Origin of the sequence: Candidatus Nitrosarchaeum limnium BG20, assembly GCF_000241145.1 — an archaeon.
Taxonomy (GTDB): Archaea; Thermoproteota; Nitrososphaeria; order Nitrososphaerales; family Nitrosopumilaceae; genus Nitrosarchaeum; species Nitrosarchaeum limnae.
Window position 1 is genome coordinate 1 of the sequence record NZ_AHJG01000322.1, and the last position, 14,584, is coordinate 14,584.

The window sequence follows — 14,584 nt, forward strand, 5'->3', positions numbered from 1 at the left end:
ACTGCACAAGTGAATTCAATACACAAAAAATTTGCAGATTCACTAAAAAAAGCAAAAACAAGACAAAGTCTAAACAAAGCATACAGTACTCATAAAAAAGAGCATGAAAAATTACTCAAAAGTCATCTTGCTGAAGAAATGAGACAAATCAAAAAAATCAAAGCAAAGTTAGACTAGTCATACTTTTTTCTATTTTTGATAATACCATAAAAGAATAAAAAACATCAGGATAATTTTTAAATAATTGACTCATGAAAGTTTCTATTTAGCAACAGTTATTGAGTTTACCACATGGGATAACGGAAAAGAAAAAATAATTAGAAAATACAAAGATTTTGGCGATTTACCCACCCAATTACATGATGAATTAGAAAAAGATTCTAAAGAGATCACACTTCAGGGAAAAAGATGGATAATTTTAGAAATTAATCGAGATCTTTGTCAACATGGAAAAGGCATGCATGTCAAAGTAAGACTTGGGATACCAAGTATTCACGATAAAAAGTAGTGTTCATTTCGGTAAAGAAGTAAAATTTTTAACAAATAAAATCATGTAAAGATCCATTTTCTTTTCTTAAACCAACCAAGCATGATAATTACTATTGTAGCCATTACCCCTATCATGACAAAATAACTCCCACTCCAAGATAATTCAGGAATATAATCAAAATTAGTTCCATAAACTCCAGCAATGAAAGTAATAGGAATAAAAATACTGGCAATCACAGTTAGAGTTTTCATCACCTCATTCATTTTATTACTTAAACTAGAAAGATAAGTGTCAAGTAAACTGCCCACAACATCTCTTAGACCTTCAGTAGTATCAATTACCTGAATAACATGGTTGTAAACATCACGCAAGTAGGTTTTTGTTTCATCATGAATTAACGGTGTTTGATTACGTTGTAGATTATCCAATACTTCTCTAGCGGGCCAGATAGATTTGCGTAGTAAAATCATTTGACGTTTTAAAAATTGAAGTGTATGTAGAGTCTTCGGAGTTGGGTTAACCATTAATTCATCTTCCAAGTTTTCTGATATGTCACTTATTTTCTCTAAAACCAAAAAATAACTATCAATTATTGCATCAAGTAGAACATACCCAAGATAATCAGTTTCAGATTTTCTGATTTTACCAATATTTTCGCGTAGTCTTTTACGGATTTGATCAAAGAAATCAGCTTCTATTTCTTGAAATGTTAAAAGATGATGTTCAGATATAAAAAATGAGATCTGTTCAAGTTCTATTTTTCCAGTTTGTTCATTAAAGTGAGGCATTTTCAACATTAAAAAAATATAGTCTTCATAGAATTCAATTGAAGGTCTCAATTCGGTATTCATTATGTTTGCTTGATGTAAAGGATGTACACCAAACGCATTACCAAATTTTTCAATTGTGTGAGGATCATGAACTCCAATAATGTTTATCCAAGAAACATTTAATTTATTTTTAGACTCTAAACAATTTTCAATAGATGCATCTTTGATTTCAGTTATGTTTTTTTCGTCATATTCTATCAAATCTATTCGTACATTTTCTACTTTTTTTTCTCCAATGTGAACTAGTGCGCCAGGACGAAGACCAATGGTATCAGTCATCGTTGCTCTTTTAGAATTTTTTTTGCTTAATAGTCTAGAAAGATGATGAATGTTATCAACTCTAAAATCTTTTGTGATTTTTGAAACACTAGATGTTTTTGCAGAGACTCCAACTATGATAAATCCTGTAAGTATTGAAAATAAAATACTCAAGTATAACGGAACAAAGTTTCCAGTTAGTGCGGATTCATAAATTGCCTGAACGTCAGAAGCTGTATTTGTAGCAAAAAGACCAATGACAGAATCCATCAAAAAGAACATAAAAGAAATCACAGAACCCACAACAATAATTGTGATTAAAGAAATCTTTGGTGGAATCTCAATGTGTTTTTCATTCTTATAGATTGAAAAATATTGTTTGTGTTTTACAATAATCAATGAGATTATAGTAATGATCACCGTGGAGATCACCCACCAAGATATTAACAAAATACCTTCAGAATCAGCTTTTTTAATACCTAAAAAAAGATCAGATATATTTCCAGTTAATGGAATCGATAAAACATACGTAGCGGTAGCTACAACTACTTGATATAATATTGCAAAAAGAAATCCGATGGAAAGACGGTTAATGACCACACCTAAAGTATTATTCAATTTTATACAATGACTCAACGGATATGGTGTAAAAAAGGATTAAGATCATGACTTGATATAACAAAGTAAATGAAGATAAATTCAAAAGTGAGAATTACCTTTACTTACATAAATCATCTCATCTTGTGAGTATTGGAGATATATTGCCAATTTACAATCAAACTCTAAAAGAACTGTTACCTCTTTCTTTGAGAACCACACCTGCAGTAAGTATTAGAAAAGAGAACAAAATGTGGACTGCCACATGTATGTTAATGCATTATCTAGAATCATTCACAGATTCACTTGTTGTAACTGAAAAAGATGAAAAACCAATCGGAGTTATTGGAGGTAAAGAAATAATTACAAATATTTTTGAAAATCCATCATCAGATTTTTTTGATAAAGTTACAGTAGAAGAAGTGGTAGACAAGAATTTAGTGATTTTATCTGAAGATACAAAGCTTGTAGAATTACTTGAAAAATGGAAGGAGACAAGAAGAGCATTCTCCATCATTCCAAACAATCTTGGAGGGTATTCGGCCATATCTGGAAGAAAATTACTAGAAATTGGTGCTAACTGTGTTACAGATTTAACCATATCAGAATTACCCAAAAAAGAAACAATAACATTTAGTCGCAATGATACAATCAAAGATATCATCAGCCTTATGCTTCAAAACAATACGAGAAAACTAGTATTAAAAAATACAAACATGTTCATCAGCGACCGTTTGATTATTCAAAGTATAGCGCAAAAATTTGATTTTTTTAGAAATGTTAAATTTTTGGATCAGCGAGTTGCAGAATCATTTAATCTAGAAGAAGCAAAAAAAGTTTCAAAAGATGTGAATTTATCAGAAATATCCAAAATAATGTACGGCATGGTCCATCCTTACATTATTTTTCATGAGCATGTAATAACACCGTGGGATATTTGCATGTCATTACAATCAGAAAGAATTGAATTTTTAGGGTAATTTGTTTGATATACGATATCTAATGAAGACTAACTTTTAATACGCATAATTTTGATTCGACCCATAACATTCCAATATTCTACGTTTTGACCATTTGCCACTGTACCATTAATCTCTTCATCAATTAAAGTGACATCAATAGTTTCAAAGGTTTCAGAATCCATTATTTGGATTGTCTCTCCAATTATCGAAATGACCTGACCTGTTCTCTTGTCTATCAGTGGGATATGGACTTGCATACTTACAGGTCCTACATGTGGTCTTTTCTGACCATCAAATACGCCTACTCCTACGATTCTAGCTTTGGCTGCACCATGTTTACCTGGTTTTGATGTATCATATTCAACAATTCTGCATGGCTCACCATCAGGTTGATCAGATACTGGCAATAAAATGTAGGAGCCAATTTTCAATGAACCAAGATCTGCGGGCTTACTCATGAAGAAGCAGGTTTTTGTCGAATATTTAACTTTTCTACTTTAGCTTTTCTAGAATTGAAAGACTCAATAAATTAGTCATTGTAAGTCCTTTTCTATTAACATCACGTTTAGTTTGGTCACAATACTTTTTTACACTTTGATGACCTTTTTCACTTGCAACTTCAATTACAACAATATTCTCAGAGTATGGAAAAGTAAATTTTGAAGGAGTTGTACAAAAAGTAGACATGTGACCTAATCCACCAATTGAAATCTTGTCTCTTTTCAACAAGATATCTGCCACTTGTTGCAAGTCCTCATCATACTCTCCATATTCCAAATAGTAGACAGTAACAAAATTGGTTTGTCCCAAAACTTCTCTTTGAAATAATTCATCTTTAATATTAAAAACAAACGATGTTTTTTCCTGATTATGCTTGGATAATTCATCTTCAATGAATTTACTATCTTTGAATTTCGCTAAAATATAATGATTAGAAGAATCAGAAAAATATGGTTTACTTTCACTAGAAAAAGTTCCAGTTACAAAATAAAGTGATTCAATGTTATCTGAAGACATCCAAGAGTCTTTTAGCGTGACAGATTCGTGATTATGTAAATAAGGAGCACAGACATATCCAGGATAGGATAATTTTAGTTCTGACACAACGATTTTGTTGAAAAATGGTATTTATGCGTATAGAAAACACTACAAGTATAATAAAAACAGTAAATCTTCGATAGTTTTTTAATACTAGAACACTTGGTTTTTTTTGTCCCAAGCTAGCTCAGCCTGGTAGAGCTCCCGGCTGTAGTTGTTGGCTTTAGATGGCTGACTGAATAACAGCATATCAGGCATACAGAAACCGGGTTGTCGATGGTTCAACTCCGTCGCTTGGGACCATAGTTTTTTCTAAAATAATAAAAATAAAAAAATAGACTAATTTAAGAAAACAAAGATGAACTCTTAAATTAATAAAAAGATCTATTGTCTATGCTGTTTTTTTGACTTTTTGAGCAGCTGGTCCTTTTTGACCTTGACCGACTTCAAACTCGACTTTATCGCCTTCATTGATGAATCCATCAACATCTGATTTGTGAACAAATAGATCGTCACCAGATTCTCTTTCGATAAAACCAAAGCCTTTAGTGCGGTTGAACCACTTAACTGTGCCTTGTTCCATTTGATTTGAATAGAAATTATTCGGTATATTAAGATAAGTTATCAAAATAGATCTTACATAAGATTATCATACGTAAACCAATTAATCTTAGAAATCTTTTGCAATGTGATCATTGTCTTTTAACCACTCCACTTGAGGCAAGGTAAATCTCCAAACAATATCACCACGTTCATTTTCTTTAAAATCCCAAGGGGCTATAATCACAATGTCATTATCTCGAATCCAAACTCTTCTTTTCAATTTTCCTCTAATTCTACCCCGTCTAGTAACACCATCGGTGCATTTTACCATAACATTTTCGCCTCCAAGCATCTTGAGCACCCTACCAAAGAGTTCACCCTCTTCAGGTAAACGCATTTCTTTTAAATCGCTTTCATTTTTTACTTGGCGCTTGCCCATGAGACTCATTACAGTCATGAGCATATAACTGTGGGGATTATCAAAAGAAAAATATAAGAATTTTCATGAAATTGAAGACTTGTAATGAATTTTATTTATAGATTATAAAAATAATTTATGGAGTTTAACTGTATTCAAGATTGCTCTCAGTGTTGCATTGAAAGAGAATACTATCCTACTAAAAAATTTGGAAAGATTGGAGTATTGATACTGCCAGAGGAAAAAGAAAGAATAGAAAACCTTGCAAAAGTAAATAAATTAAAGATTATAATTTTACCAAGAATAGGAGTATCTGAAAAAGGAGAATCAGGACCTAGTAAAATTTTAGCTTATCAATTAATGGGAATAGAAAAAAATGGCAACACATGTCCATTTTTAGATACAGAAACATCAACTAAGTCACCTCATGGAGGATTTCCATGTAAGATTTACAATGAAAGACCCTTGGCATGTATGACTTATCCACTACTTGAATCTGAACCAATTAAACTGGATCAAAAATGTAAGTTTTGCAAGGAACATGGAACAGCAGATCAAAATTTAAATTCTGAAATTGAATCACTACTTAAAATAAAGATGAAAATGATTACAAATGCGCCACATATTTGGAGATATGCCACAGGGGTTGGAGAAGAATCAGATAAAGTCAAAATACAGACAGGATGGATTCTAGAAGAATGATCAAAGTAGGATTTAATCGAGTATTTCAAATAGGCAAAAATTCAAAAGCATGTAAAACTTAGTCAGACTATGAGCGATGATGCATGGTCAAATTTGGACAAGGTAGACCAAAAAATTATAGAAATTCTCAACAGTAATGCAAGAACTCCATCAAAAGAGATTGCAGATGAATTAAAAAAATCAGGTCATGATGTATCAGATAGAACAATCCGTAAAAGAATAGAAAGACTAGAAAAAAGCGGCATCATCAAAGGTTACAAAGCAGTATTAACAGATGTTTCAGGAATTAACGAATATCAAGCAATATTGATGAAAATTAAACCATCAAAATCACTGGAGATGGTCAAGAATTCAATTAAAGACTTTATCATAAAACTAGACAATTATCTCATGGTATCAAATATGGAGGGAGAATGGAATATGTTAGTAATAATTCAAATCGATTCAGCAAAATCTAATACATCTCAAAAAATTGTTGAAAAGTTTTCGGAGGAATTAACAGATTATAGAATCAATGAGATTGACATTAAAAATGTGAATATTTTGAACATGTCATTATTATTGTTGTAAAATAAAATTTCATAAGACAGAAGTTATAAAATAAAAATCTATTTCCTAAATTTTGTAAATTGTTTTTTATCAATAAGAAATGATATGATCATCAAAAAATTGTTTGGTCAATATGAGCTCATTATCACTAATAGTGTATGCATGAAAAAATTATTTATGAAATATTTCTCCTTTACATCGTTATCAATAATTGCAATTCTTGTTTTATCAATTGGATCGATCTCATATGTCATGCCCGATGCATATGCAGCAGTACCAACAATTACGGCATTTATCGCAAATGATCCTGATGACGGCGATGCTGTCTTCTCCAATGGAGATACTATTCTAATTAGATTTAGTGAGGCGGTGAATGCAACTAATGGTGGAACTTTGAGTCCTACGGAATTTGCGGCTAACTTCACTGTTACTAATCCTGCATCGTTTGATGGAACTTTCACAGGTACTTGGCAAACTGGATCAACTGAATTACTTCTAACATGGACTGTAATAGGTGCTCAAATTCCTAATGTGGGTACAACAACAATTACGGATAATGCTGCAACAACTAACCTTTTTGATGCTGCAACAACTACTAGTAAATTTGATCATACTGGAACTTTTACTTTAACTGGTGACTTTGGATTATTATCATCAACTTCATCAAGTAATGGTGGTACTTGTAGTGGTGATTGTGTAGAGCCCACACTTGGAGTAAATGAAAAAGGAGAAAGAAGAGTTTCAAATGGATTCACATATAACGGATATTCAGTGGATGTTGATAGATTCTTTACACCATATCCATTGATCACTGCAGAAGTAGGTAAAGAAAACAAAGCAGAATTTAAAATTTATGAGAACCTTGGACCTGATAACATCAGACACTTTTCATTTGCATTTGGACTCGCAAAGGGTCAGATAATTAGTCAAAGTGTTGCAATGATAGAATTAGATATTGACTTTGATGGCACTAAGAGTTTAACCGTAACTGATCCACAAAATGCTTTAGATAATGTTCGAGTTGAGACTAACCATGTTTCATGTGATGACAGCAATCAAACTGATTGCTTGGAAATAATAATTTACCACACATTTCGTACTCCATTAGATTTTAACATTGTTGCAACTGATGTATGGGATACAGCAAGACTAAGTTGGCAAAATTATTACAATCACGGAATTGAAGTGATTGGAGAATCTCTAAACCCAGCAAAAGAATATGACGGAATCAATAGAGGCCACATTTATCATTTGACTGAGACGGGTAAGACAACAGCCGTTGATGAATTCGGTAACTCTTGGACTCTAAGTCTGGGTGTTTGGAATAAAGATTATGTCGTCCCACAAAGAATTGTAGAGGATGCAATACCGTCTGAAAAAGTCTGGGCAATAAAATATCCTCTAAAAGATAAGTCACAAGAAGAGATCATCAAGGCATTTACTAAAGATGGGGTAGAGGATAAATTCCTAGTATCAAAATATGGTCAGTCATTATTGGCAGAAAACAGACTTAACCAAATGTGTCCAGGTTGTTTTGACAAGCCATATGATAAAATCAATAGCATTTTCTCTTATGATTTTCCTGAAAGACTTAACAAACTAGACAATCCTGAAATACAGTCAAAGATGAAATATGAATCGCATAAAGCAGAAACAATAATGAATCACATAATGGATCCAGCATCCACATCCAATTGAATAAAAATTATTCATCATTTAACATTAAAACAAATCAATGGTTTGTTTTTATTTTAAATAACATGTCAAAAAGATATTTTGCTCTTAATGCTTCGGCATCCAACTTTAATTGATAGTCAGATCCTGTTCGTTTCTTTTCTAAGGGGATATCATATTGGAAAATATTTGATATCTCTTTATACGATTTATCAAAGCATTTAATGCAGTTTTGTCTTAGTAAATTTTCTGCAAGTGATTGTTGCTTTTCCATATTTGTTGAAAAAAGACTATTCTCTCTATCAATTCCATGCATTGTGACATTAACAAATTTGATATTTTGTAAAATTGGTTTTATTTTGTAACCATAGTAACCATCTTGTAAATTTGAATCAATATAAGACGCCTGCTTTGGATTTGAAATCTTGATTAAATCAACATAATCTGAGTTTAGAATTTTTCTTTGAATTTCATAGCCAATAAGGTCTTGACCTTGCACGGAATTAGGTTTTTGCCAATCTAGTTTCAATGAGTTTTTTGAGTGTGTAGTAATTTTAACTGGAATTTCGGAATTCATGTCAGCATTAAGAATTCCAACGTGATAATCGGATTTCCATGTAACCTCTTGGGCAAAAACAAAATTGCCAATAGAACTAAGAACTAGAACAGATGCAATCATTCCAATTGAACCAAGAACATATGTTTTCATTCCTAAATCAAGAGCAAAGGCAATAACATTAAAGACAGAGGAATTTATCAATGGATATTAGATCCGATGTGGAAATAATACAAATTAGTTCAATATTTATTTTAAAAAAATAGAATCACTTCATATTAAAACTTCAATGTAAGAAAATTTATTGTAATAAAGAATATTCAGATTCGGCAATGTCAACTGCTTTTTTGATTTCATCAAGTGTAAATGGTTTTTGAATAAATGCAATAACTCCTGAGCTAATTGTTTTATTCACTCTTTTTGTTGTTTTCTCATCTGCGGTAATTACAATTATTTGTAAATCATTTTTTTCTTTGAGTAATTTTGCAGAAATTACATCACCATCAAAATCAGGAAGTTCCATATCTAAAAACACAATTGGCTGCTTGTTTTCAGAGAATAATTTTTGACATCCTTTCATTCCAGATTTACCATTTTCAAAGAGAAAGATTTCGCCATAGCCTAATTTTTCAATATAGGTTTGAAGTTTCATCGATATTGCTTTACTATCATCAATAATTACTATAGGTCTTGAATTTTCAATAGAGGTAGAAAAAATTGTTTTTGCTTTTTGATAAGAGATTTTTGCTTTGTCAAACTCACCAAGACTCAAAAAACATTTTGATGCGCAAAGTAATGCACCTTGAATGTTTTTTGAATTTTTTGCTTTAGAGTATTCTAAAAAAAGATCAGCGGTTTTTTCAATTTCATCTTTAGATTCTTTTCCTTGCCTTTTTTTGCATTCAGATGCGAGCATATACAAGAGTGCAGATTTTAGATGGTCAGTTTTTCTAAGAGACTCTGCTTGATTGAGGAGTAAATTATGTGCTGTGATAAATTGCCTATTTTTCAGGTGTGTTAACGCTACCTCACAGTTAGTCTTTAAATCCAATACAGGTATACAATTTTTTTATTTTATAACATTTTGTAGTTCTAGTTTACAACTATGGGTTAATTACCGCACGTCCAACAATTTTACGTGCTTTAAGATCTTCCAAAGCTGAATTTGCATTATCAAGAGAATATCGTTTTGAAATCATTGGGTTAATGGTTCCTTTTCTGGCAAGATCTAACAGTTCAACCATATCATGATAATTTCCAGTATATGCACCTTGAATTATAATAGATTTTAGAGGAATTGTGACGAGTGATAATTCCATGGAGCCTCCAAACAAACCAACCAATACAAGATTTCCTCTTTTTCTTAGAACTGCCAATCCCATTTTTGCAGTTGGGGGAGCATTAACAAAATCAACAACACTGTCAGCACCTTTACCATTACAAATGGCGATGATTTTTTGAGTTGCTTCAGAATCTTTAGAATTTATTACAAAATCAGCGCCCATCTCTTTTGCTATTTCCAATTTTTGATCATCAAGATCTACACAGATTATTTTTGATTTGGTGATAGATTTTGCAATTTGTACACCCATTAAACCTAAACCGCCAGCTCCAATTATTACAAGAAATTCAGGAGCGTTTTGATTTGATTTTTTGATTGCAGAATATGCAGTCAAACCAGAACAAGCTAATGATGTGGCAGAGTCCGGATCAACTCCATCTAATTTTGCTAAATATTTGTAATGCGGTACAAGAGAATAATCTGAATATCCACCGTCTTGAAAAACACCAAGTGACTTTGGCGTATCACATAAATTTTCATTTCCAACTTTACATGCAGGGCATTGACCACATCCAATCCATGGATAAACTAAAACTTGATCACCTTTTGAAATACCTTGAACATTATCTCCTAATTCTTGGACAGTGCCAACTATTTCGTGTCCAGGAGTAACAGGATATTTTACGCCTCTATCAGTGACTTTCATGAATTTTCCATCGCCTAGATCATATCCACCCTCCCAAAGATGCAAATCGCTATGGCATACACCTACAGATTTTACTTTAACCATTACCTGATTACCCGTAGCGTGGGGGGTCTCCATTTCTACAATTTTTATAGGTTCGTTAGGACCAGTGATTCTAGCTGATTTCATAAATTGTCAATCCAACATTAACAATATAAGAGTTGACTGGATATGAGAAAAAAATAGAGCCCTTAGATATTATTGAATAAAAAAAGAATGAATCTGTGAGTGAAGAGCAATCTCCTGAAAGCATTTCGCAAGCACCAGTAAATATCCTGTTTAATCCAAATTCAGTTGCAAAAAAAGATGTGTGGGATATCGATCTTATTCAAATTTTGAATTTATTAATAAAAATTCTTGAAAAATCTGGAAAAAAAGATCTAAGAGTTGCAGGCATGGCCGCATTATCATCATCATTAATCTACAGAATGAAAGTAGAAAGTATTTTTGCATTACAACGAGCCGCAATGGAGAGAAAACCAATCAGACAAAGAACAGATGTAGACATTGAGTTAATAGACATACCATACAGACATGAATCGACTTATCCGGTTTCCTTAGATGATTTGTTAGGTTTGTTACAAAATTTGATTGGGACAATTGCCAATCCGCAATCAAGAAGGAACAAACTAGAGATTGAGCCAATTGAAGCACCTGATTTTCAGGAATATTTTATTTCACTTGAGAACATTATTGGAAAGTATGAAGATTTGATAATAAAGAAAATTTCAGAGACAGGATACGGAATGCTTCAGGAAATAATTAAAGATCTAGATGCAGTAGATTCTATAAGATGCTTTTTTGCCATATTATTTTTAGCAAGAGATGAAAAAGTCGATTTAGAACAAATAAACGATGATATCAAAATTATTCTAATAAAAGAGAAGTTAACAATCTGATCAAAAATGGGGAAAGGATTTCTTTAAGTATATTTCAGAGGAGAAAAGAGACAATTGACAAAAATCGATTCAAACTCAGAATCAACTGCAAGAATTGAAGCAGCCCTTTATTCTGCTGGAAGACCACTAAAAATAGAAGAATTAATCAGAGCTTCAGGCACAGAATCACGAACAAAGACATATGAATTATTAAATGAAATAATGAAAAAAACAAAGTCTGCCTTCAAAGCACTTGAGGTAGTAACTCTTCCTGATGGCTCATATGTATTTCAATTAAAACCTGAATACAGTTCGACTATCAAGAGATATGCATCAAAACCCATTCTTCCAAATGCAACACTAAAAACATTATCATATATTGCATACATGCAACCAATTTCATCAAAACAACTTGTAGAAACAAGAGGATCTGGAGTTTATGAACACCTCAAAGAATTACGACAGTTGGATTTCATTACACACCAAAATGTAGGAAGATTAAAAATTTACAATACAACGGAGAAATTCCAAAAATACTTTGGAATACAGGGAGATGTTGAAAATCTCAAACAAAGACTATTTTCAAAGGTAAGAAAAACGGCAAAGATGTCAGAGTCAAACCCAACTCCTGAAATGATCTCCAAGCTAAACTAACCAGATTAATTTTCAAGCCTAACTTTTGCGTTTTGTATAAATTAGAGTAGTTAAAACATCATTCGTGCGAAAATCAGTAGAAAATCTTGCAACAAGTAAAATTACAGGCGGTAGAAGAAAACCAGCAAGAATTAGAAGAAAATCTGAAATAGATAGATATCCAAATGAACCAGTAGTAGGAGCACAGGTTACCATAACAAGAAGAGTTAGAGGTAACAATACAAAAACAGCTTTGAAAACTATTGATTTTGTAAATGTATCTTCAGGAGATTCTAAAGTAAAGAAATTAAAAATTCTAAAAGTAATTAGTAATGCGACAAACAATGATTATCAAAGAAGAGGGATCATTACAAAAGGTGCAATTCTTGAAACAGAACAAGGAAATTGCAGAGTTGTTTCTAAACCAGGACAGTCAGGTACAGTAAACGCAGTTCTAATAAAGTGATGAAATGAAAGATTACGAGCATGTCGTAATCTGGTTGGATTATTTTAACAAAACACTTCCTAGAGCAAAGGGAAGAAAATTAGAAAAAGAAAAATGTGTTTTTGACCCATCATTAAAAGAATTAACAGAAGCTGCACAAGCAGCAGGATTTCAAATCACAGAGACAGATGAGAAGGTAAGATTTCCTAAAAGACCCTATGTAAGGTCAGGATACATAGTGTTGCCAAAAGAATCTACAAAGACAAAAATTCTTAACAAAATTTCAGAAAAATTAGTTTCAAAAAGAGCCAAGCAAACAAAATAAAATCAAATCTAGCTCTTAGCTAAAGTAAAGTTGACAGAAGTCTATGATAAGAATACGTTATTTATGATCTCTAATTGCAGGAGGTAGGTGAAATAATGCACTTAGCCGGTAGCGGCAGAGTGATAATTCAGTTGACTGGTAAGTTAGCTGAAGGACAGATACTCTGTGACGAGACGGGAACTAAAGTTGCTAAAGTAATGGAACTAATAGGTCCAATAAAAAGACCGTTTGCGTCAGCAACTCCGTTAACTAACAACATCAAAAAATACATTGGCAAAAGTGTTTTCACGTTTGATCATTCTCCTGCTAACACACAAAAATTTAGGAGAAGAAGAAAATGAACATATTACAAACACAAAGCTGTCCTGAATGTCAAGCATCTCTAGTAGATGATATTCAGAATGGTGAAATAATCTGCTCTGGTTGCGGCGTAGTAGTTGCAGAACAGATGGTAGATTATGGTCCAGAAACAAAAAGTGCAAATCTCGAAGATAGAATGAAGCTAGCAAGAGCCACAGGACAAACAACTTATTCTCAACATGATTTGGGAATAACAACTGAGATATCAATTAGTACAAAAGACTTCAGTGGAAAAACAATCAACCACCAAGTTGCAAATCAAATGCATAATCTCAGAAAATGGCAACAGCGAGTACGTGTTTCCTCACCAAGAGAAAGAAGATTAGCAAATGTTTTATCAAAATTAGGTGAAACATGTGATGGTCTAAACCTTTCAAAAAATGTCTTGGAGACTGCTTCTATGATATACAGAAACTTGGATGGACATGTCGAAGTAAAGGGGAAATCAGTAGCAAGTATTACAGCAGCTACAATTTACATGGCATGCAAACAATGTGATGTAGTAAGATCACTAGAAGAAATTTGTAGGGGGATATGTGCACCAAAAGATGTCAAGTCAAAAACAAAACTTGCAGCAAAATACTATAGAACCATGGTAATGGAAATGGGACATGTGAATGCCCCAGTAGTTACTATGGACAAATACATCTCAAAGATAGCAAACATGACTCAAACAGAAGTCAGAGTTGAAAGACTTGCCTTGGAAATAGCAGAAAAAACTAAAGGCAGTAGCATTGCAGATGGAAAAGCTCCAAATGGAATTGCAGCAGCGTATCTTTATGTTGCATCAGTTTTGCTTGGGCAAAATGTCCTTCAAAGGGATGTATCAAGCATTGCAGGCGTTACAGAAGTCACTATCAGAAATAGATGTAAAGAGATTCTCACATATTACAAACTCAAAATTACTTTGAGACCATCTCTGGCCAAATTTTAACCCCACCCCCTTTTTCATTTTATTTATTTTAAAAAAACCTGTTAGGATTAGCTAAATTTCGTGGGTATTATATATAGAAACATAACAGTGTTATCTATGGCAGTTCTTGAGATTAGAGATCTTCATGTAAAACGTGAGGGCAAAGAAATTCTCAAAGGAGTTAATTTGAAAACAGGTCCAGGAGAAGTACATGCCATTATGGGACCAAACGGTTCTGGAAAAAGCACTTTAGCTTATACATTACTTGCACATCCAAAATACGAAGTTACACAAGGGGACATTTTACTTGACGGTGAAAGCATCTTAGATTTATCAGCAGATGAACGTGCAAAAAAGGGATTATTTTTAGGGTTCCAATATCCAAC

General features: G+C 32.6%; 20 protein-coding genes and 1 tRNA gene. 13 read left to right on the forward strand and 8 right to left on the reverse strand.

What is annotated here, in order from left to right:
- Positions 1 to 244: 244 nt before the first annotated feature.
- Positions 245 to 508, forward strand: coding sequence for a hypothetical protein (locus BG20_RS11105; protein WP_010195494.1), 264 nt, complete (start codon positions 245 to 247; stop codon positions 506 to 508).
- A 41-nt stretch (positions 509 to 549) separates the two neighbouring features.
- Here BG20_RS11105 and corA read toward each other — a convergent pair whose 3' ends face one another.
- Entirely contained in the window at positions 550 to 2,196 is a 1,647-nt protein-coding gene (corA, locus tag BG20_RS11110) for a magnesium/cobalt transporter CorA (protein WP_048097258.1), read from the reverse strand.
- A 143-nt stretch (positions 2,197 to 2,339) separates the two neighbouring features.
- Here corA and BG20_RS11115 point away from each other — a divergent pair, with 143 nt between their 5' ends.
- A complete protein-coding gene (locus BG20_RS11115) occupies positions 2,340 to 3,155 on the forward strand; it encodes a CBS domain-containing protein (RefSeq protein WP_010195496.1) in 816 nt (271 codons plus the stop codon).
- 29 nt (positions 3,156 to 3,184) lie between these two features.
- Here BG20_RS11115 and BG20_RS11120 read toward each other — a convergent pair whose 3' ends face one another.
- Positions 3,185 to 3,595 (reverse strand): translation initiation factor IF-5A, encoded by a 411-nt coding sequence (locus BG20_RS11120; RefSeq protein WP_007401239.1) that lies wholly within the window; start codon positions 3,593 to 3,595, stop codon positions 3,185 to 3,187.
- A gap of 34 nt (positions 3,596 to 3,629) precedes the next feature.
- Positions 3,630 to 4,241 carry a hypothetical protein gene (locus tag BG20_RS11125; protein WP_010195502.1) on the reverse strand — a complete coding sequence of 204 codons (612 nt, stop codon included), beginning with the start codon at positions 4,239 to 4,241 and terminating at the stop codon, positions 3,630 to 3,632.
- A 110-nt stretch (positions 4,242 to 4,351) separates the two neighbouring features.
- Between BG20_RS11125 and BG20_RS11130 the strand changes: the two genes are divergently transcribed.
- Positions 4,352 to 4,478, forward strand: a tRNA-Tyr gene (locus BG20_RS11130).
- An 88-nt stretch (positions 4,479 to 4,566) separates the two neighbouring features.
- Here BG20_RS11130 and BG20_RS11135 read toward each other — a convergent pair.
- Both BG20_RS11135 and eif1A read right to left on the reverse strand, forming a co-directional pair.
- A complete protein-coding gene (locus BG20_RS11135; protein ID WP_007401237.1) occupies positions 4,567 to 4,758 on the reverse strand; it encodes a cold-shock protein in 192 nt (63 codons plus the stop codon).
- Between the two features lie 87 nt (positions 4,759 to 4,845).
- A complete protein-coding gene (gene eif1A / locus BG20_RS11140; RefSeq protein ID WP_048097259.1) occupies positions 4,846 to 5,157 on the reverse strand; it encodes a translation initiation factor eIF-1A in 312 nt (103 codons plus the stop codon).
- 117 nt (positions 5,158 to 5,274) lie between these two features.
- Between eif1A and BG20_RS11145 the strand changes: the two genes are divergently transcribed.
- From BG20_RS11145 to BG20_RS11155, 3 genes are all read left to right on the forward strand, one after another.
- Positions 5,275 to 5,838, forward strand: coding sequence for a YkgJ family cysteine cluster protein (locus BG20_RS11145; protein ID WP_010195506.1), 564 nt, complete (start codon positions 5,275 to 5,277; stop codon positions 5,836 to 5,838).
- Between the two features lie 69 nt (positions 5,839 to 5,907).
- On the forward strand, positions 5,908 to 6,408 hold the full coding sequence (locus tag BG20_RS11150; RefSeq protein ID WP_007401234.1) for an Lrp/AsnC family transcriptional regulator: 501 nt from the start codon (positions 5,908 to 5,910) through the stop codon (positions 6,406 to 6,408).
- Positions 6,409 to 6,549: 141 nt separating this feature from the next.
- Positions 6,550 to 8,085, forward strand: a complete 1,536-nt coding sequence (locus BG20_RS11155; RefSeq protein WP_238527622.1) for a hypothetical protein — start codon at positions 6,550 to 6,552, stop codon at positions 8,083 to 8,085.
- Between the two features lie 34 nt (positions 8,086 to 8,119).
- Here BG20_RS11155 and BG20_RS11160 read toward each other — a convergent pair whose 3' ends face one another.
- The 3 genes from BG20_RS11160 to BG20_RS11170 form a co-directional block, all read right to left on the reverse strand.
- On the reverse strand, positions 8,120 to 8,821 hold the full coding sequence (locus BG20_RS11160) for a fibronectin type III domain-containing protein (protein ID WP_010195510.1): 702 nt from the start codon (positions 8,819 to 8,821) through the stop codon (positions 8,120 to 8,122).
- A gap of 97 nt (positions 8,822 to 8,918) precedes the next feature.
- A complete protein-coding gene (locus tag BG20_RS11165) occupies positions 8,919 to 9,668 on the reverse strand; it encodes a response regulator (protein WP_048097257.1) in 750 nt (249 codons plus the stop codon).
- A 52-nt stretch (positions 9,669 to 9,720) separates the two neighbouring features.
- A complete protein-coding gene (locus tag BG20_RS11170; protein ID WP_010195513.1) occupies positions 9,721 to 10,773 on the reverse strand; it encodes an alcohol dehydrogenase in 1,053 nt (350 codons plus the stop codon).
- Between the two features lie 95 nt (positions 10,774 to 10,868).
- Between BG20_RS11170 and BG20_RS11175 the strand changes: the two genes are divergently transcribed.
- The 7 genes from BG20_RS11175 to BG20_RS11205 form a co-directional block, all read left to right on the forward strand.
- Entirely contained in the window at positions 10,869 to 11,543 is a 675-nt protein-coding gene (locus tag BG20_RS11175; protein WP_010195514.1) for a chromosome segregation protein ScpA, read from the forward strand.
- Between the two features lie 54 nt (positions 11,544 to 11,597).
- A complete protein-coding gene (gene scpB, locus BG20_RS11180; protein ID WP_007401228.1) occupies positions 11,598 to 12,176 on the forward strand; it encodes an SMC-Scp complex subunit ScpB in 579 nt (192 codons plus the stop codon).
- 64 nt (positions 12,177 to 12,240) lie between these two features.
- Positions 12,241 to 12,621 carry a 30S ribosomal protein S8e gene (locus tag BG20_RS11185; protein WP_010195515.1) on the forward strand — a complete coding sequence of 127 codons (381 nt, stop codon included), beginning with the start codon at positions 12,241 to 12,243 and terminating at the stop codon, positions 12,619 to 12,621.
- A gap of 4 nt (positions 12,622 to 12,625) precedes the next feature.
- Positions 12,626 to 12,925, forward strand: coding sequence for a signal recognition particle subunit SRP19/SEC65 family protein (locus BG20_RS11190; RefSeq protein WP_010195516.1), 300 nt, complete (start codon positions 12,626 to 12,628; stop codon positions 12,923 to 12,925).
- A gap of 74 nt (positions 12,926 to 12,999) precedes the next feature.
- Positions 13,000 to 13,266, forward strand: coding sequence for an H/ACA ribonucleoprotein complex subunit GAR1 (locus BG20_RS11195; RefSeq protein ID WP_010195517.1), 267 nt, complete (start codon positions 13,000 to 13,002; stop codon positions 13,264 to 13,266).
- A complete protein-coding gene (locus tag BG20_RS11200; protein WP_007401224.1) occupies positions 13,263 to 14,219 on the forward strand; it encodes a transcription initiation factor IIB in 957 nt (318 codons plus the stop codon). Before BG20_RS11195 ends, BG20_RS11200 begins: the two co-directional genes overlap by 4 nt.
- A gap of 96 nt (positions 14,220 to 14,315) precedes the next feature.
- On the forward strand, positions 14,316 to 14,584 hold a 269-nt coding region (locus tag BG20_RS11205), incomplete at its 3' end, for an ATP-binding cassette domain-containing protein (RefSeq protein ID WP_010195518.1).